Source organism: Bradyrhizobium sp. JHI2711, assembly GCF_056156565.1.
In genome coordinates this window covers 1,074,752-1,092,735 of the sequence record NZ_JBPZPT010000002.1, presented here as the reverse complement: position 1 = coordinate 1,092,735, position 17,984 = coordinate 1,074,752, and the positions used below count along the sequence as shown (strand labels likewise).

18 protein-coding genes are annotated in these 17,984 nt (G+C 65.2%); 8 read left to right on the top strand and 10 right to left on the bottom strand.

Features of this window, described 5'->3' with window-relative positions; genetic code table 11:
* Positions 1-30 precede the first annotated feature (30 nt).
* A complete protein-coding gene (locus tag ACTEK7_RS17665; RefSeq protein WP_035997420.1) occupies positions 31-498 on the top strand; it encodes a YbaK/EbsC family protein in 468 nt (155 codons plus the stop codon).
* Positions 499-504: 6 nt separating this feature from the next.
* Here ACTEK7_RS17665 and ACTEK7_RS17660 read toward each other — a convergent pair whose 3' ends face one another.
* Entirely contained in the window at positions 505-843 is a 339-nt protein-coding gene (locus tag ACTEK7_RS17660; RefSeq protein WP_035997417.1) for a hypothetical protein, read from the bottom strand.
* 252 nt (positions 844-1,095) lie between these two features.
* On the opposite strand from ACTEK7_RS17660, the gene ACTEK7_RS17655 reads away from it, so the two are divergent.
* Positions 1,096-3,711 (top strand): autotransporter outer membrane beta-barrel domain-containing protein, encoded by a 2,616-nt coding sequence (locus ACTEK7_RS17655; protein WP_225146302.1) that lies wholly within the window; start codon positions 1,096-1,098, stop codon positions 3,709-3,711.
* A 6-nt stretch (positions 3,712-3,717) separates the two neighbouring features.
* Here ACTEK7_RS17655 and ACTEK7_RS17650 read toward each other — a convergent pair whose 3' ends face one another.
* A complete protein-coding gene (locus ACTEK7_RS17650; protein ID WP_225146301.1) occupies positions 3,718-4,707 on the bottom strand; it encodes a Bug family tripartite tricarboxylate transporter substrate binding protein in 990 nt (329 codons plus the stop codon).
* Between the two features lie 133 nt (positions 4,708-4,840).
* Positions 4,841-5,686 carry an alpha/beta hydrolase family protein gene (locus tag ACTEK7_RS17645; protein ID WP_225146300.1) on the bottom strand — a complete coding sequence of 282 codons (846 nt, stop codon included), beginning with the start codon at positions 5,684-5,686 and terminating at the stop codon, positions 4,841-4,843.
* 255 nt (positions 5,687-5,941) lie between these two features.
* Between ACTEK7_RS17645 and ACTEK7_RS17640 the strand changes: the two genes are divergently transcribed.
* Positions 5,942-6,199, top strand: a complete 258-nt coding sequence (locus tag ACTEK7_RS17640) for a hypothetical protein (protein WP_036021169.1) — start codon at positions 5,942-5,944, stop codon at positions 6,197-6,199.
* Positions 6,200-6,313: 114 nt separating this feature from the next.
* Here ACTEK7_RS17640 and ACTEK7_RS17635 read toward each other — a convergent pair whose 3' ends face one another.
* Positions 6,314-7,249, bottom strand: coding sequence for a LysR family transcriptional regulator (locus tag ACTEK7_RS17635; protein ID WP_225146299.1), 936 nt, complete (start codon positions 7,247-7,249; stop codon positions 6,314-6,316).
* Between the two features lie 115 nt (positions 7,250-7,364).
* Here ACTEK7_RS17635 and ACTEK7_RS17630 point away from each other — a divergent pair, with 115 nt between their 5' ends.
* Both ACTEK7_RS17630 and wrbA read left to right on the top strand, forming a co-directional pair.
* Positions 7,365-8,063, top strand: coding sequence for a pirin family protein (locus ACTEK7_RS17630; RefSeq protein ID WP_225146298.1), 699 nt, complete (start codon positions 7,365-7,367; stop codon positions 8,061-8,063).
* 45 nt (positions 8,064-8,108) lie between these two features.
* The gene (gene wrbA, locus ACTEK7_RS17625; RefSeq protein WP_057028278.1) at positions 8,109-8,708 is read left to right on the top strand and encodes an NAD(P)H:quinone oxidoreductase; all 600 of its coding nucleotides are present in this window, start codon (positions 8,109-8,111) and stop codon (positions 8,706-8,708) included.
* 66 nt (positions 8,709-8,774) lie between these two features.
* Here wrbA and ACTEK7_RS17620 read toward each other — a convergent pair whose 3' ends face one another.
* Entirely contained in the window at positions 8,775-9,659 is an 885-nt protein-coding gene (locus tag ACTEK7_RS17620; protein ID WP_225146297.1) for a protein-L-isoaspartate O-methyltransferase family protein, read from the bottom strand.
* A 103-nt stretch (positions 9,660-9,762) separates the two neighbouring features.
* The gene (locus tag ACTEK7_RS17615; RefSeq protein ID WP_036021132.1) at positions 9,763-10,239 is read right to left on the bottom strand and encodes an Lrp/AsnC family transcriptional regulator; all 477 of its coding nucleotides are present in this window, start codon (positions 10,237-10,239) and stop codon (positions 9,763-9,765) included.
* Between the two features lie 121 nt (positions 10,240-10,360).
* On the opposite strand from ACTEK7_RS17615, the gene ACTEK7_RS17610 reads away from it, so the two are divergent.
* Entirely contained in the window at positions 10,361-10,900 is a 540-nt protein-coding gene (locus ACTEK7_RS17610) for an RBBP9/YdeN family alpha/beta hydrolase (RefSeq protein ID WP_225146503.1), read from the top strand.
* Between the two features lie 21 nt (positions 10,901-10,921).
* Here ACTEK7_RS17610 and ACTEK7_RS17605 read toward each other — a convergent pair whose 3' ends face one another.
* The 3 genes from ACTEK7_RS17605 to ACTEK7_RS17595 are packed head-to-tail and all read right to left on the bottom strand — an operon-like array spanning position 10,922 to position 14,523.
* Positions 10,922-12,067: a GNAT family N-acetyltransferase gene (locus ACTEK7_RS17605; protein WP_225146296.1), complete on the bottom strand. Its 1,146-nt coding sequence runs from the start codon at positions 12,065-12,067 to the stop codon at positions 10,922-10,924.
* Positions 12,064-13,416 (bottom strand): O-antigen ligase family protein, encoded by a 1,353-nt coding sequence (locus ACTEK7_RS17600; protein ID WP_225140906.1) that lies wholly within the window; start codon positions 13,414-13,416, stop codon positions 12,064-12,066. The genes ACTEK7_RS17605 and ACTEK7_RS17600 overlap by 4 nt, the downstream gene beginning before the upstream one ends.
* A 3-nt stretch (positions 13,417-13,419) precedes the next feature.
* Complete coding sequence (locus tag ACTEK7_RS17595; RefSeq protein WP_225126568.1) at positions 13,420-14,523, bottom strand: glycosyltransferase; 1,104 nt, start codon at positions 14,521-14,523, stop codon at positions 13,420-13,422.
* 250 nt (positions 14,524-14,773) lie between these two features.
* On the opposite strand from ACTEK7_RS17595, the gene ACTEK7_RS17590 reads away from it, so the two are divergent.
* Complete coding sequence (locus ACTEK7_RS17590) at positions 14,774-15,760, top strand: glycosyltransferase (protein WP_035997380.1); 987 nt, start codon at positions 14,774-14,776, stop codon at positions 15,758-15,760.
* Between the two features lie 11 nt (positions 15,761-15,771).
* Here the strand turns inward: ACTEK7_RS17590 and ACTEK7_RS17585 are convergent, their stop codons facing one another.
* Positions 15,772-16,800, bottom strand: coding sequence for a glycosyltransferase family 2 protein (locus tag ACTEK7_RS17585; RefSeq protein WP_109142330.1), 1,029 nt, complete (start codon positions 16,798-16,800; stop codon positions 15,772-15,774).
* A 322-nt stretch (positions 16,801-17,122) separates the two neighbouring features.
* On the opposite strand from ACTEK7_RS17585, the gene ACTEK7_RS17580 reads away from it, so the two are divergent.
* Positions 17,123-17,923 carry a class I SAM-dependent methyltransferase gene (locus ACTEK7_RS17580; RefSeq protein ID WP_109142329.1) on the top strand — a complete coding sequence of 267 codons (801 nt, stop codon included), beginning with the start codon at positions 17,123-17,125 and terminating at the stop codon, positions 17,921-17,923.
* Positions 17,924-17,984: the final 61 nt, after the last annotated feature.

The following is a 17,984-nucleotide window of genomic DNA, read 5'->3' as shown; positions in this document are numbered from 1 at the left end:
CGCCTGTAAGATTGGAATGAGCTGCCCGGAATGAGCCTGGAATCCGTTCGCGCCTTCTTCGCCGAGAAAGCCCCCGACATCTCCGTCATTGAATCCCCGATCAGCTCCGCGACCGTGGCGCTGGCGGCCGAGGCCTATGGCGTCGAGCCGGGAATGATCGCCAAGACGCTGAGCTTGCGGATCGGCGAGCGCGTGATCCTGATCGTCGCGGCCGGCACCTCGCGCATGGACAACAAGAAGGTCAAGGCGCAGTTCGGCGGCAAGCCGAAGATGCTGGGTCTGGAGGAAGTCGCCGACATCACCGGACACGAGGTCGGCGGCGTCTGCCCGTTCGGCCTGAAGTCGCCGCTGCCGATCTATTGCGACATCTCGCTGAAGGCATTCGACGTCGTCGTGCCGGCTGCCGGCTCGACCCATAGCGCGGTGCGCATCACACCGGAGCGGATGGCCGAGCTGACCGCGGCTGAATGGGTCGACGTCTGCGAGCACAGGCCCTGAGCGGCGCTATTCGTCCTCGTCGTAAGGCCGCTGTGGAGGCGGCGGAGCAATGTAGCGTGGTGGCGGTGCGGCCCGGCCGCGCGGAACCTGTTGCTGCGGCGGCATCTGGTTGCTGGACTGGAACACCGCACGGCAGCCGCTCGAGAGCTGTGGCGTATTCTGCTGCAAGCAGGCCACGATGCGGTTCACGTCGGGAATCTGATCGCTGCACAGGCGCCACACATCAGGTGTGCAGGCCATCTGCTGTTCCATCGTGCCGCGGTATTCCTGCGCGGATGCAGCGCTGTGCGCCATGATGCCGCCGACCGCAAGCGCCACACCTAGCGCGATCCGCTCTGTTCGCATGTCCAGATCCTTCCCAAGTCTCTCGAATTCTCTTCAATCAATGAGACGCGAGCTTGTTCTGGACCAACAACAAAATGTGAAAAGCGCGACTGGAACCATGGCAGCTCCCGCTGACGCCTTGGTCCGTGGCGCCCCAGCAACAGGGCAGAAGCAAACCGGCCTCTTGCGCCTTTCGCCATAAGGCATTTCGCCTGACGCCAAGAATCATGACGGCGCTCCCGCTAGCAATGGGCTGCAATGAGGGGAATGTCGATGCCGACTGCAAGACCGGTCTGTGCGCAAAACGTCGCCACGGCCGCAATCTTTCGCCGCAAGCTACTGGTCACCACCGCGCTGGCGCCCCTCGTGCTTGCCTTCCCGGTCCTGACGTCCAGCCCGGCGCGCGCCGCCTGCACCGTGGCAGGCACCGGCACGATCGGCGCGCTCAATTCGGGCGATGTCGCAACCTGCACCGGCCTCGGCAACACCGATCACATCAACGCCACCGGCGGCACCAACGTCACCGTCAATGTCGGCGACGGCACCACGACATCGCTACTGCCCGGCGCCGGCATACCTGCGATCGTTTTCGACGCCACCATCGCCTCGCATGTCACCGTCAACAATCAGGCGACAGTCTCGACCTCCAGCGGAGCGGTCCTGCTCTCCAACGGATCGACCCACAACAATGTGACGATCGCCGCCGGTGCGATCGCGGAGGGTACGGGCAACGCCGAAGCAGCCATCGTCATCGACAATTCGAACGACAATCTCCTCAATATTCGCGGGACGGCCGTCGGCACCGGAGGAAACACGACGGGACTGCGGATCAGCGGGACGTCGAGCGGCAATGTCGTCCTCGTCTATGACAGCGGATCGATCGGCGGCGGCCATACCGGCGTGCAATTCATCGCCGGCGGCAATTCGCTCGTCAATGGCGGCACGATCTCCGGCGGCTTCTTCCTCGCCATCCAGGGCTCTTCCGGCAGCGACACCATCTTCAACGCCGGCACCATCTCGGGCGGCGGCAGCGGAGCGATCGAGCTGAATGGCGGTGATGATCAGCTCGGCCTCGCTCCGGGGGCGACGATCACCGGGAATGTTCGCGGCGGGAGCGGTACCGACACGCTGAACTTCGGCAGCATTGGCAGCGCCACGTTCGACCTCGGCAATCTCGGCCCCGGCCTGCACTATGACGAGTTCGAGCAACTGAAGAAGAACGGCAACTCCGTCTGGACGCTGACCGGCACCACCGCCTTCAACGGCGCGACGACAGTGGACGCGGGCGGCCTGATCGTGAACGGCACATTGCCCTCGGTCGTCACGATCAATGGCGGCTATCTCGGCGGCACCGGCACCGTCGGCGGAATCGTCGTCAACAATGGCGGCATAGTCGCACCCGGCAATTCGATCGGGACGCTTAACGTCAACGGCAACGTCGCCTTCAATGCCGGCTCGACCTTCCAGGTCGAGATCAACCCCGCCGGCCAGTCCGACAGAATAGCGGCAACGGGCACCGCGACGCTCAACGGCGGCACAGTGCAGATCGTGCCGCTCGGCGCGGGCTTTATCGCCAATACGCAATACACCATCCTCTCGGCGGCCGGCGGCGTCAGCGGCACGTTCGCGGCGCTCACGAGCTCTGGCAGCCCGCTAGTCACAGGGCAGCTCAGCTACGATGCCAACAACGTCTATTTCCTGCTGCAGCAGATCGGCGGCTTCGGAACGTTGTCGGCGCTGACGCCGAACCAGGCTGCGGTGGCCGGCGCACTCGACCAGGCACAGCTCGGCGGCGCATCGGGACCGCTGGCCACTGCGATCAACACACTCGCCGCGCTCAATACGCCAGGCATCAAGGCCGGCCTCGACGACCTGGCCGGTCAAATCCACGCCGATGGACGCCGCTTCGTTGCGGATCAGGCCGACATGTTCCAGAGCTTCATGTGGAATGCCGGGACGCAGTCGCGCGGCGAGACCGTTCGGATGACCGCGTCCGCCTACGCGCCGGAGCCCAGGGACCCGATCGGCAAGGCGTTGAACCGCCGCCGCGCGGCGCCGATGCAGAGCGTCTGGTTTGGCGGCTATGGCAATTGGGACAAGGTGGCCGCGAGCGACATTGCCTTCGGAACCAACACGACCATCGCCGGCGCCGCGCTCGGTGCCGACCTCTGGCACATGCCGGGCTTTACGGCAGGCCTCGCGGTCGGCGCATCGACCGGCCAACTGCGAATGACCGGCCGCGCCGACCGTATCGAGGCCAATGCCGGGCATGCCGGCGTCTACGCGCGCGGCGAAGCCGGCGGCTTCAATCTCGCATCGGCGATCAGCTATTCCTTTGCGGCACTCGACTCCTCGCGCACGATCGCGTTCCTCGGCGAGACGGCAACTGCCGCCTCGCGTGCAAACACCTTTGCCGCTTCGCTGGGCATCTCGCGGCCGTTCCAGACCGGATGGGGTCTTGTCGCCGAGCCCTTTGCCAAGGCTGATTGGTACGCGACACACCAGGGCAGTCTTTCAGAGGCCGGTGCGCCGGGGGTCAATCAGCTGGTGCGAGGCGGCAGTTTCGACCTCGGCTATGGCACGGCCGGCCTGCGCGGCAGCCAGCGCATGATGATGCCGAATGGCCACGCGGCACAGTTCGGCGCGACCATTGCCGTTCGTCATGAGTTTACCGGCAGCGCGGCAACCACGACGGCGGCGCTGGAAGGCGCACCCGGCATTCCGTTCGCGATCACCGGCGTCGAGCGCGCGCGCACGGTGGCGCTTGCCGGCGCCGAAATCCGGTGGGACCTGACGACCGCGACATCGTTCAAGGCCTCGTACGAGGGCGCGTTCGCGCCGGGATACGACCGTCACACGCTGCGCGGCCTGGTCCGCAGCGAATTCTGAACGGCCCTACTCCACCTTGCCGATCTTCTTCACCGCCGCGATCAGCCGCTTGCTGTCGGTCGCGACGAACTCAGAGAATGCCGGCGCGTCCTGATAGGCGACGAGGCTGCCCGAGGTCTCGAATGCCTTGAGCACATCAGGGCTCGTCATCACTTGCGTCATCGCCTCGCGCAGGCGAATCGCGATCGGCGCAGGGAGAGCGCTCTGCGCGAACAGCCCGGCCCAGATGTAAAACTCGACATCCTTGTAGCCGAGCTCCTGGAAGGTCGGCACATCAGGGAAGCTCGCGATGCGCTGCGCGCCGCAATTGCCGAGCACGCGCAGCTTGCCGTCGTCGACCTGCGGTTTCAGCGTGCCGGGTGCAGCGGTGATCGCCTGCACGGTGCCGCCGAGGATCGCGGTCAGCGCAGGACCTGCACCGCGGAACGGCACGTGCAGCAGTTTGATGCCGGCGCTGCTCGCGAACATCTCCATGGCCACATGCAGCGTGCCGTACGGCCCGGACGAGCCATAGGCGATCTGGCCCGGCCGCTTCTTCGCATCCTCGACGAAATCCTGCGCGGTTCTCCAGGGCGCCGAGGCCGGCACCGCGAGCAGCGTGGGATCGGCGAGCACGCGCGCGATCGGCATGAACTGCGAGACCTCGTAGGCGACGGGTCGGTCGAACAGCCGGTCGGCCTCGGGGAGCACCGCGAGCGAGGACAGCGTCATCAGCAGCGTGTAACCGTCGGGCTCGGCACGCGCGGCCGCGGCATTGCCGACCGATCCGCCGCCGCCTCCCGCCCGGTTGTCGACGATCACGGGCTTGCCGAGGATCCGCTCCAACGCCGTCGCGACCGGTCGCGCAGCGAGATCGGCCTGCCCGCCGGCCGGGAACGGCACGATCATGGTGATGTTGCGCGAGGGGTAAAGAGCTTGGGCAAAGCTTGATCGAGAGCAAGCCGCCTGTGCGAGGGGCAGCACGGCAGCGGCCTTCAGAAGTTCGCGGCGGTTCATTGGTGGGTACCTCCCCGATTGTTTTCGTGATTGGGAGGCAGCCTAACCGGAATGGATTGTGTTGCGATAGCCGTGCGCTTGCACCCTCCCCGGCGGGGCCTGGAGGGGGCGGCCGGTGGCCGCATCTCCCCAACTACTGCGACTGCAACAGGGTAGGCAGGCTCTTATCGAGGACGTTGCCGAGCAGTTGCCGGGTTGACGCGCGCATCACTGGATTGTTGGCGGCTTCCGGCGGTTCTGGCCACTGCGCCCAATCGATACGCAGCGTCGGCGGCCCGGTCATAAAGTTGCTTCCGCTGATCGAGCCTTCGCCGCTCTTCAGAATATCGAAGCTTTGCCCGTCATGAACGTAGATCCGTATGACCGCGTAGATGTCGGCCATGTCGTACAGCGGGCTGACCTTCATGACACCGATGCCGAAGAATCCACCTTGGCGTATTCCCTTGATCACGACGACATAGCGTTTGCATCCGGCCTGACCGGCAACTTGGCGGACGATGGCGCCGGCCTTGTCGCTGCGAACGAACATGCCAAGCCCCGGATCGTAGGAACTGAATGCGGATCTATCGGCAGCGATCCTGCGGACGACAAAACCGGAGCCGACCGCGGCCCTCACACGTTCAACAACGAGGTCATCGAGCCCGAAACCGTCGACCGGAACCTCCTTGTTCTCGTTGCCGAACACGGTCACGCCGATCTTCTTCACGATGAAGCGATCGCCCAGCAGCGATATCACGCCGACGCACGGTCCTGCAGCTTGCGGCGTGGACTGCGAAGCAGGTGCCGGCTTGGGAGGCGCGTTCTTTGCCGGCTTGGCAACCGTCGCCGGCTGGTTGGTTTGCGCCTGCGCGGGGCCGGCCAGGCACAGTGCGAAGAGGAAGAGGCAAACAAGACGAAGCATCATGTAGCGGTCGTCGGGTTGTTGAGAAACGGGAAGCAGGAAACAGAACGCGGCGCGGGTATAGACAACAAAGTTCATGACCGCAACGCGAGGGCCCTAGCGTTTCTTCAACTTGGCAAACTGCCTGGGCAAAAACTCCGTCAGCGGCAATGCCGCAGCCGCACGCAAGAGACCGCGTCGATCCATGATTTGCCCTCGCCTGATTTTCTTGTTTCGCTGCCAGGCTAACGCGCCAGGCGGCAAGAACAAGACGTTTACGAAGCGTTAGCCATATCGGGCTCCTTCAGGAACGCATGTCCGGGCCCGCTGTTGCCTTCCCAGGGAGAGTGGATGATGCGGAATCTGGCGACTATCGACGTTGCGCTGGACGAGATGCTGGTGAATCTCGCAGCGATCGTGTTGCGGCTTTCGACGCCCGAATTGACGGGAACGCCGGAAGCGCGGCGCGCGCTGGCGCGATCCGTCCATCAATATGGTGTGTGTGCGGCGCGGTCGAGCGACCCACGCGTTCACGAATTGAAGGCGCAATTGGAGGGAACGCTGAAGCCAAGCCTGCGCGTCGTCGCGATCCATGGCGTGAAGGTGTCGTAGTTCGTCATTGCGAGGAGCTCTTGCGACGAAGCAATCCAGAATCTCTCCGAGGAGACATGCTGGATTGCTTCGCTGCGCTCGCAATGACGGAGAGCGTTGAAGCCGCGCGCGCTCCTACGACGCTTTGCTTTTCCCGCGCGGCCGGCGCTTGCACGTGCCCGGCAGCTTCGCTGCGAGGAAATCGGCGAGCGCTTCGACGCGCGCGGGGCGGGGGCCGCCGGGCGGGGTCACGAGGTGCACGGCGCCTTCGGCCTGTTTCCAGTCCTTCAGGATGACCTCGACCTCGCCTGACGAGATCGCCTCGCCGACGATGAATTCCGGCAGATCGGCGATGCCGAGGCCCGCGATCAACGCCGGCATCACGGCTTCGCCGTTGTTGACGCGAAGCTGACCGCCCGGGCGCACGCTGGCCTGCTCGCCGGCCGAATTGGTGTAGTGCCAGGCGTTGGGCGTGGAGAGATAGGCGTAGCTGAAGCATTTGTGCGCGGCGAGATGCATCGGGTGCGTCGGCCGGCCGTGCTTCTTGAGATAGGACGGCGCGGCGACCGTGTAGCGCGGCATGGTGAAGAGCCGCCGCGCGATCAGCGAAGAGTCCGGCAGCCGCGCGATCCGCACCGCCATGTCGAAACCTTCGCCGATCAGGTCGACGGTCGCATCGCTCAAATGCAGATCGACGGAGACTTCCGGATAGGCCTGGAAGAACTCGGGCAGCAGCGGCGCCACCGCCTTGATGCCGAACGTCATGGGGACGGCGAGCCGCACCAGGCCGCGCGGCGCCACCGACTGCGCCAACGCCTCGTTTTCGGCGGCCTCGCCGTCGGCCAAGAGGCGCGTCGCGCGTTCGGCCAGCTTGTGGCCGGCATCGGTCAGCGCGAGCCGGCGCGAGGTGCGGTTGAACAGCCGCGCGCCGAGCCGCTCCTCCAATCGCGTGACCGCCTTGGACACCGTGGCCTTTGACATCCCGAGCTCGCTCGCAGCCCCCGCAAATGATCGCAGCTCCACGACTTTGGCGAAGATCGCGAGCGCTTCGAAATCTGGAAGTTTTGCCATGGCAGCCGGTCCTGATGGGGCATTTAAGGAAACAATGCGTTTCGACAGTTTCTATTTCTATACCACAGGCGAAGGCTTATCCAACAGGTCAATCCGACATCAAGGAATTGCACAGATGATCGAACTCAGACCTTTCGCGAAGCTCGGCGGCGCCGATCACGGCTGGCTCAAGGCCAAGCATCATTTCTCGTTCGCTGGCCATTACGACCCGAACAACATGGGCCACGGCGCCTTGCGGGTGTGGAATGACGACGAGATCGCGCCGAACACCGGCTTTCCCGCCCATCCCCACGCCAACATGGAGATCATCACCTATGTGCGCGACGGCGCGATCACCCATCAGGACAGCCTCGGCAACGAGGGCCGCACCGAAGCGGGCGACGTGCAGGTGATGAGCGCCGGCAGCGGCATCCGCCACTCCGAGTACAATCTCGAGCCGACCAGGACGCGGATCTTCCAGATCTGGATCGAGCCGGCGATGCGCGGCGGACAGCCGACCTGGGGCTCGAAGCCGTTTCCGAAGGCAGACCGCTCCGGCAGGCTCGTCACCATCGCGAGCGGCTTTGCGGGCGACACGGACGCACTGCCGATCCGCGCCGATGCCCGGGTGCTCGCCACCACGCTGAAGGCGGGCGAGAGCGCGGAGTATGAGCCGCAGACGTCGCGGCATCTCTACCTAGTGCCGGCGGCAGGCGTTGTCGAGGTCAACGGCGTCCGCGTCAATGCCCGCGACGGCGCCGCGATCCGCGACGAGGCCAAGCTGAAGATCACGGCGCTCGAAGATTCCGAGCTCGTGCTCGTCGACGCGGCGTGACGAACAAGCAACCAATCACCTCACCCAATCCCAACGGAGACCACCATGACAAAAGTTCTCGTCCTCTATTATTCCGCCTATGGCCATATTGAAGCGATGGCCAATGCCGTCGCCGAAGGCGCGCGCGAGGCCGGCGCGACCGTTGACATCAAGCGCGTGCCCGAGCTGGTGCCGGCCGAGGTCGCGAAAGCCTCCTATTACAAGCTCGACCAGGCCGCGCCGGTCGCCAAGATCGAGGACCTCGCCAATTACGACGCGATCATCGTCGGCACCGGCACCCGCTTCGGCCGCATGGCCTCGCAGATGGCGAACTTCCTCGACCAGGCCGGCGGGCTCTGGGCCAAGGGCGCGCTGCACGGCAAGGTCGGCGGTGCCTTCACGGCCACCGCGACCCAGCACGGCGGCCAGGAGACCACGCTGTTCTCGATCATCACCAACCTGCTGCATTTCGGCATGGTCGTGGTCGGCATGAACTACGGCTTTGCCGGCCAGATGAAGCTCGACGAGGTCACGGGCGGTGCGCCCTATGGCGCCACCACGATCACCGGCGGCGACGGCAGCCGCCAGCCCAGCGCCAACGAGCTCGCCGGCGCGCGCTATCAGGGCCGCCAGATCGCGGAGACCGCCAAAAAGCTGCATGGATGATGCGACCCTGGGCGGCATTCTCAGCCGGGAATGCCGCCCCAATCCGGGATCGGGATACGGTCACCATTAAATCTGCGTGATGTCGGCGTGAGGCCGAACCGGCTCCGTCGGTAGAGGTGCGGGCGCCGTCGAAAGCCACCAGCCCTCGCCGGCAAACCAGCATGTCTCGTCGGGGACGCCCTCTCTCCGCAACGACTGCACCCCTTCCCAACCTTTCGTGAACGCCTCGCCCAATCGCCGGCCGGCCTCGGCATCCTGCAATCCCGCGCAGCCGATGAATTGGGCGCGACTGAGGAATTTCGCCGGCCAGATTTCACCGTCATCCGGCCGCGTGATCATCAACATGCCGCCGTACATGCCTTCGGGCGCGAGCGGAAACACCAGCCGCCCGCCGGACCGCAGCGCATCGAGCCATTCCGCCGCCGGCTGCGCCGCGCCCGCGCAGACATAGATCACGTCGGCCTCCGGCAGATCCGCCGCGATGCCCGAGCGTCCGCGCACGTCCACATGGGCGACGTCCTTCAGATTGTCGCGCGCAAGTCCCGCCAGACGTTCATCGATCTCATAGGCGTGAACGCGGCCGCCGGGACCGACGAGATGCGCGAGAATTGCGGTGTAATAGCCGCTGCCGGCGCCGATCTGGACCACGGTCTCGCCTTCCTTCACCGCGCAGCCGCTGAGCCAGTAGGCGTGCGCGCCGGGCATGCCGATGTTGAGACCGCGCGCCGGGTCCAGCGCCAACAGCGCATTCTGATAGAGGAAGGCGGGATCATCGTCAGGCGTGACCACATAGGGATGGCCGCCGAGGCAGATCGACCACGGCCCGGGCCCGGCGAACGGCTCGCGCCTGATGGTCCGAAAGGCCTGTTCGAGGCGAGGGTCTGCAGCCTTCGCAGCACCGCAAATCAACTGCGCATAGAATGCACGATATTTTGCCGAACGGTCTTCCATGTCGCCTCCGCGGAATGGAAGCGACGATAACACAACGAGGACGATCATCGGAAGGCTTGCGCAATCGCGGCCTTTTGTGACGGCGCCGTGACGTAGCCACGCCTCAACTCCGTTCCATTTTCTTCCTGACGAGGTCCTTGCCGATCGGCCGCACGGGTTCGCTCCGTAGCACCAGCGAGGTCGTCACAGCGCCAAAACCGGCGATGCGATCCACGATGGTCTCGAGATCCTCCGGCGCCGGAACGAGCACCTTGAGCACGAAACAGTCATCGCCCGTGACGCGATGGACTTCGATGATGTGAGGGATTTCGCTGAACCGCTTGAGGCAGGTCTTGATGTGCTCGTGCGAGGTGCGCAGGCGCACCAGCGCCATCAGGCCGAGCCCGAGAGCGCGCGGGTTGATGCGGGCGCCATAGCCCTCGATGATGCCGGCTTCCTCGAGCCGCTTGACGCGTTCGGACACGGCCGGCTGGGACAGCCCGACGGAACGGCCGAGCTCGGACAACGGTACGCGCGCATTGGCCTGCAGCGCCTCGAGGATCTTCAAATCCTTGGCATCGATGCTCCCGAAGCGATCCAAACTCAATTCTCCGTTCCACCTTGAGATCATCGGCAGATGGTCGATTTCGCCGATGACTTGCCATGTGATGCAGGACCGCGATCGGTCACACTGCGGTCAACTCAGATATCACGGGACGTTCATTCACGACATCATCACATTGCCCGGGCTCGGCGGCTCCGGAGATACCCACTGGCAGACGCTATGGGAGCGCGCTGACGCGCGCTTCACGCGATTCCAGCCGGCGAGCTGGGACCAGCCGGAGCTCGACGACTGGGAGCAAGCCCTGGAGCACGTGGTCGCGCGCTGCGCCAGGCCGCCCCTCCTGGTCGCACACAGCCTCGCCTGCCTTTTGGTGGCGCACTGGGCCGCGCGCTTCCCTTCCGCGATTGCGGGCGCCTTTCTGGTCGCCGTGCCCGATCCCGATGGCGGCCATTTTCCCGCGGAGGCCGCAGCGTTCAAGCCGGTCCCCGGCGGCGCGTTGCGCTTTCCCGCGCTGATCATCGCGAGCACGAATGATCCATATGGAGCGCTCGAGGTGACACGGCGGCGGGCGCAGGACTGGCAGTCCGGCCTGATCGTGCCGGGCGCGCTCGGCCGCATCAATGCCGCGAGCGGGCTCGGCGACTGGCCGCAAGGACGCGCGTTGCTGGATGCTTTCCGGGCGGGCCTTCCGAGGTGATGGCGAAACAGACGGCGCCCGTCAGCGCGCTCCCTTGCCCATCGCCCTCGCCGCGAGGGAGGCGAGCTTCGGATAGCGCCGAAGGCCCTGCGCGGCGTGATCGCGCCAGGCGAAGGGCCGGCCGCGCCAGGACAGCGCGACGCTGACATCGGTCAGCGGCACCCTCTCGGCGCCGAGGCGCCGCTTGTAGTCCTGATTGCCGATGCTGAGGTCGAAACGGCGCAGGCCTTGCGCATGCAGCGCCGCCAGGGTGCGCTCGGTGACGAGCAGACCCGGCGAGCAGCTCGACCATTGATCGCCGCCATGGCTGATGCGCAGCAGGACATAGGTCGCGCCATGCTTGACGCCGAGCGCGGTGGCGACAATGCCTTCCTCGCACACCAGTGCCGAGACCATGGCATGACCTCCCGCGAGGCCCCGGCGGACGACCTCGCGATAGAATCGCGCATGGGTCTCGTCGTTGAGAACGAACCGCGAGCCGAGCTTTTGCATGCGTGCCTGCTGCTGGAGATCCATCACGTCCAACAGCTCGTGCGCACGCCCGACATCGGCGGCGATCTCGAACCGCGCACCGGCAAGACGGCTGAAGACCCGCCAGCAGCGCGGCATCTGCAGGCGCTTGATCGCGGCCTGATAGCCGCCATAGTCGTCGCCCATCAACACGAGATTGCCGTTGAGCGAGGAGGATCCGATCCGGCCGAGCGATACCAGCGGATTCGGCTTGCCGCCGACCTCTGCCGGCATCTTCTTCAGGCGGAGCAGATCGAGACGATCGGGCAGCGCGCGCAACGCGCCGATCAGCGCTGTGTTGATCGCGTCCGCCGTTCCCGCGTCCAACTCGGCATCGAGCGCCAGGATCGGTGCGTTGTTGTCGGAGACGCCGAGGTCCGCGAACTCGACGATGCGGATGCCGCGCCTGACATGGCTGATCATCGGCACGACTGCGATGTCCTTGCCGGTGGCAGCATCGGAGATCACGGCGATCAGTGGCGCGACATCGTGAAACGACTCGTACCAGGCGCCGAGCCAGTTAGCATGCTGGAAGGCGGTGCGGTGCCCGGCGCTCAGGCGCGAGGCCGCGTGCCGCCAGTCACGCAGGAAATCGACCGCGATGGCCGACGCGCTGGACGCAAGATCATCGGGCTGATCAACGCTGAGGAACGTCATGCGCGGGGCTCGGTCTGCTCGATGCATTGGAACCTCGCCAGGAAGTGCAGGCCGGCCGCCGCCAGCGCGAACATGAACCAGATCGGATTCTGTCGTTCGAGCAGGAAGGTCTCGGTGGCACCGTAGTACAGGCCGAACAGCCACACGGTCAGGAACAGCTTGGCCAGTGCGCCACTGCGGCTGTGAGCCTGCGCCGTCTGGAAATTGCGGAGCGGGGCGAGCACGAAGATGAGGATCACCAGCAGCAGCCCCGGCAGACCGATCGTGACCGCGAGATCGAGGTAGCTATTGTGGCTGTGCGCCGCCGATGTCGCCCATTCGGCTCCTTCCGCGGTGGCCCGCGCACTCACGTCGTCCCAGAACGCAGAATAGCCGTGGCCGATGATCGGCTTCTCCGCGACGGCCGCGAGCGCGAAGTCCCAGATCGCGGAGCGTCCGGTGAAGGTGGGATCGAGCGGAAGCAGCCGTGTCATCGCCGCCAGCACCGGACTGACGACACTGCCGACGGTCAACAGGTTCATCGCAACCAGCGGCACGAAGCAGATGAGCCGCTTCAGCCACAGGCTTGGCGTGACATAGACCAGCGAAGCGAGCACGTAGATCGCAAGGCACAGCACCGAGGACGTCTTGCCGCCGGTGAAGATCAGGAAGGTGCCGGCCAGCACGGCGATCACAGGCCCCATCACGAACGAGCCGACGGCGGACAGGTAGATGCCGACATAGACCAGGATGGTCATCACGGCGGAGGCGATATTCTTGTGGCCAAAGCTGCCGCGCCAGTCGCCGGCAAGCTGCGGCTCGGTGACGTCGAGCGCCGTGTGGACCGCATATTGCGGCGCGAGGAAGACGCCGAGATAGCACAGCGCGAGCAGCACGAGCGCGGCGCCGCCCAGGCAAAGGTTGAAGCTGCGCCGCGTCGGCGGCAGCAACGGCAACACGATGGCGAGCGACGTCACGCTAACCGTGAGCACGAATCGCTGCATCGAAACGCCGCGGCTTTCGGAGAACACGATGTTGATCACAAGCCAGACCAGCAGGCAGAGATGCAGCGGCGTCACCAGGCTCTTCAGCGCGAGCGCATCGGTGGCAGCGACACACAGGATAGCGACCGCAGCCAGCAGGCCCCAGGCGATATAGGTCAGCGCCATTCGTCCGCCGACGATCATGGTGACGTCGGGATTGCGCAGGTCCGGGAACGGATCGAGTGTCACCAGCACCAGCAGCAGCGCCCCGACCGCGACGAGGCAGCGCGCCACCTGCACGGCATCGAGCCCTGCGAGGCGATCACGCAGGATATGGCCGAACGATCGGGCCTCGACATCGGTCATGTTGGCGGCACTGCGGTCCATGGCTCAAGACATTCGGTAACGCCAGTGAAGCTTGGGGTCGCGGCTCAACCCTTCCGAGGCTTCGTCAACGGGTCTTGCGGAGGTCTGCGACATCGCGGGCTGCCGCATGATGCTCCGCGCGATCTCGTAATATTGCAGCGCCCGTTGCTCCAGCGTGAGATTGTCCAGGATGTAGCCGCGCGGATCGAACGCGCCCGCGGTGCACCCGGCCCAGAAATTGTCCCAGCCCGTCTCGAAGCCGGCGATGTCGGTGAACTTGACCCCGCAGCGTTCGTCCCAGTACGGCACCGACGACACCGGCGCGAACTGCACGCGATGCGGATAATAGTCGGGGTCGCGCCATGGCCCGCCCGGATCCCAGGCAAACACCGGCACGCCGCAGGACAAGGCCTGCTGATAGGCGATGCCCTGGCTCTCGCTTTGGCACAGGAAGATCATCGCGCGCGAACGCGCGAGCGCCGCCTGAAAATCGGCTTCCTTGTAGCTGCCGTAGCGCAGCTCCGTGAACGAGCGACCTTCCTTAACGAGCCGGGCGCGCACGGGCTCGATCATCTCCGACGCGTAGCGCTCGCGGTCCCAGTGGACCTTGTCGTAGATCAAGACATCGACGGTCTTTTGCGCTCGAGCCGACGGCGCCCAGAGATTCGTGTCGATGCCGACAGGCCAGGCCTCGGTCTCGGGCCAATATGGCCGGTACATATCGACGTACCAGGGACCGGGCACCACGACCTTCTTCACCGGCAGACGCTTGAATAGATCAGGGTCGTCGAGCGGATGATTGTGGACGGCAGCGCCGAGCAGGATCGGGTTCTTCCATAGGAACTTGTCGAGCAGGAACGTGCGCCCGACGATACAGGCAAGCTCGTGGGGATGTTCCGCGATGTAACCGTAATCGTTGACGCGGTAGCGGATGCCGAGCCGGTCGAGCCCCGCACAGAGATTGAGGAACACGCGCAGCTGGCCACTCATGCGCGGCTCGCCGAGCAACAACCGGCGGGCGATGCGACGCAGATGCCTGTCGCCCGGAAACCAGCGGTCATCCTTGTCCTCGTAAAAGAGGTTCAGGATCATCGTATCGGGGGCGTGTTCGAACGTGTTTGCGGGCACGGGATTCCATCCGCGGCAGTCCGATGCGCATTCTCGCACGAGGCAGTCCGCCGCACTCTTCCAAATTTGCCACAGGCTTAATGCCAGCGGCTTAACGTTATTCTACGAAACCGGCGGCACACGGCCCTTCTCGGCAACGGTTCGAGCGGAATGCGAGTATCATGCGCGCACGCCGGACTTGCAGATCGCCAGCATTACCAGCACGGCACATGGGGTCCTGGTTAACGGATCATTAAAGGCGAGCCGTAGCTTGATCACCGCTGAAGAGGTTCTCGAACTGCCAGCCGCCTCCCGCGCGGCAGCGCCGGCGCGCTTGCCGCTTCAGGTCGGCTCGACCACACCGGTATCGGTCGTCATTCCGGCCAAGAACGTTGCGGCCTATGTCGGCGAAACGCTTGCCAGCGCTCTGGCGCAGCGCGAGGTGACCGAGGTGATCGTCGTGGACGACGGCTCGGACGACGAAACCGTTGCGATCGTCCGCGGCATGCGTGACCCGCGGCTGCACTTGTTCCACAACGATTCCGCGGGCGTATCGGCCGCACGCAATCTCGGCGCAAGACAGGCAAGCGGCGAGTGGTTGCTCTTCCTCGATGCCGACGACCGCCTGCGCCCAGGCGCGGTGGCGGCGCTGCTCGCTGCTGCGCGTGGCGCGCCGCGCGCCGTCCTCGTCTATGGCGATTACAACACCATCGACAGCGAAGGCCGCCAGATCGGCCGGCGCGGCCTCTTGAAGGGGCGCCGGAAGCCGTCCGGAGACGTGCTGACGCGGCTCGCCGCCGGCAATTTCATCGTCAATGGCGGCATCGCGCTCGCACGCGCGGAAGCTTTCCGCGCCATCGGCGGCTTCGATACGTCCCTCAAATATTGCGAGGACTGGCATTGCTGGTGCCGCCTCGCTGCGATCGGGGAGTTCGCGTTCGCGCCAGAGCTGTTGCTCGATTATCGTCTTCACACCACCAACACCATGAACGCCGCGATCCGGACGCCGAAGGACTTCTTCCCGGCCATCGCGCGGGTGTTCGATGACGGATTGATCCTGGCGAGATTGCCCGAGCACATGACAGCCGGGCTGCGCCTTGCCGCCGAGATTCATCTCGTTACCTACTCGGCGATGCAAGCGGTCCGCTTCGGCAGGTATCGCCAGGCGTTCGCTTATCTCGCGATGATCGGCCGGCAGTCGCTCAAATCGCTGCCACGCTCGGCAATCCGGGTCGCCCTCGCCCGTTTCGGTATCTAATCCTCGCCGCGTCAGGACGCGATCTTCGAGGCCTCGTAAGGCTTCGGCTCGAGGCCGAGGGCCGCCAGGGCGGCGCCAAACGCAACCATCACGGGATGCATCGCGACGACGGCTTTCGACGACGGCAACAAGGCGGCGGCGCGAAGCAGCGACAGCGGCAAGCGGCCCAGCATCTGCGCAAACACCCGCGCCCGCGCTGCTGCGCTCGGGGCGGCTTTGTACTGCACACGATAATTGATCGCGCCGATGCGCAAGCCGCGCTTTGCGATCCAGCCGAGGCTGGTGCGGCTACGCGGCACGGTCTCGGTGATGACGGCCTCCGCCGTCCAGTGGAACAGCATACCGGCGTCACGGCACCGCACGAAGAAATCACAATCGCCGCCGCCAAGAAAATTGAAGCGCAGGTCGAACGCGGGACGGTCGAACCGCTCGAAGGCGGCCCGCGTGATCAGGCAATTGCCGCAGCCGTAGATCAGCGGCACCGCACCGCTGTAGTCGTAGGCGGGACAGAAGGCGGGATGACGCGAAAGCCAGGGCTTGCTGTCGTCGTCGAAGACCGGCAGCACCGGCCCGCCAACCACTTCGGCGCCGGTCGCCTCCGCGGTGCGGACCATCAGTTCGAGCCAGTCGCTTGATGCGATCTCGTCGTCGTCGATCATCAGGAAACGGGTGGCGGCGGGAAACAGCTGCTGCGCCGTCTCGAAGGCAGCATTGATCGCCTGGCAATTTCCCTGTCGCTTCTCGATCAGGCAGACGCCCTGAAGCCTCCCATCGGCCAAGAACTCCGCGGCAACCGGCGCGCTTTCGCGCCGCACCGCATCGTTCTCGACCATGACGACGGCAAAGGAACGCGGGGTGCGCTGGTTCGCGAGCGACTCCAGCGTCAGGCGCAGGTGTTGCGGACGACGGAAGCATGGAACGCAGACGACGATGTCGACCGACAGGTCGATGACGCGAGAGCTCGCCACGATCTCCCGGTTGGGATCGCGCACGGCATCCGCGATCCGGGCCGCAGACAGGTCTGTCGGGATCAATGTCATGAGATCTAGATGTCCGAGATGTATTGAAGAATCCCTGCTTCGATCGCGCATCCCACGACGGCACATCGCCGCGGGACAGATGCGTTTCAAAATGAACGGCTGCCGCGCGGCACATAGCCACCAAGTTCGCCGCGCGTCGTGCTGCAATTGGCGGTCCATGCGCCGACAACGCTCCAACATGAACAATACCGTAGTTAATGCGCATGCGCATTAACCGGGCCGTAAGCACTGCGACCGGTGAGACGGTGCGGCATCGGATTTGCTCTTCGGGCAGGCGCATTTTTTCCTGTAAATTTGAATAGAACAAGCGCGGTCAGAATCCATGAACAAGCCAGCCCCGATCGATTTCGCGACAGCCACGGCGATCCAATTCCCCGCGGCTGCACCATATGCCGAGGCGCTCCATGATCTCGTTCCGGGCGAAGCCCGCGACAGCCTGCTCGCCGTCCACGACGTGCTGTGCCGCGAGCTGCCGCAGGGCCGCCTCGCGATCTATGAGGCGGGCGGCGGCTCGTGCAGCGTTCTGCCACCGGAATTGCTGAGCCGCAGCAAGGTCACCGTGGTCGACATCGACGAGGACCAGGTCCGCAACAACACCTACGCCGACGAGGCGATCCTCGGCGACGTCCAGACCTACAGCTTCGCCCGCGAGACCTTCGATCTCGTGATCTGCTACAACGTGATCGAGCACTTGCCCCATGTCGACGCCGCGCTCTTGAACTTCCGCGATGCGCTGAGGCGCGGGGGGATGATCCTGATCGGCGCACCGAATCCGCGCTCGCTCTCCGGGTTCGTCACCAAATATTCGCCGCACTGGTTTCACGTCTGGTTCTACCGGCACATCCGCGGCATCAAGGACGCCGGCCTGCCGGGCGAGCCGCCGTTCCCGACGTTCTTCCATCCCTTGGTGACGTTGCCGCGGCTGGAAGCATTCGCGGCCGCCAACGGCCTTGAGATGATCTATCGTCGTGAGGTCGAGAGTCCGCGCTATCCCGAGATGCGCCGGCGCAAGCCGCTGTTTGCGGCCCTGGTCGACGCCGGGGCCGCGGTGCTCAACGCCGTGCTGCCGCGCGGCACCGACGTCCGCCGCGGCGACTATCACGTCATCCTTCGGAGGATCTGACGGCGATGGCACGTGCGCGGCCCATCAACGGACGAACGACGGCTCGCGGCCATGCTGCGCG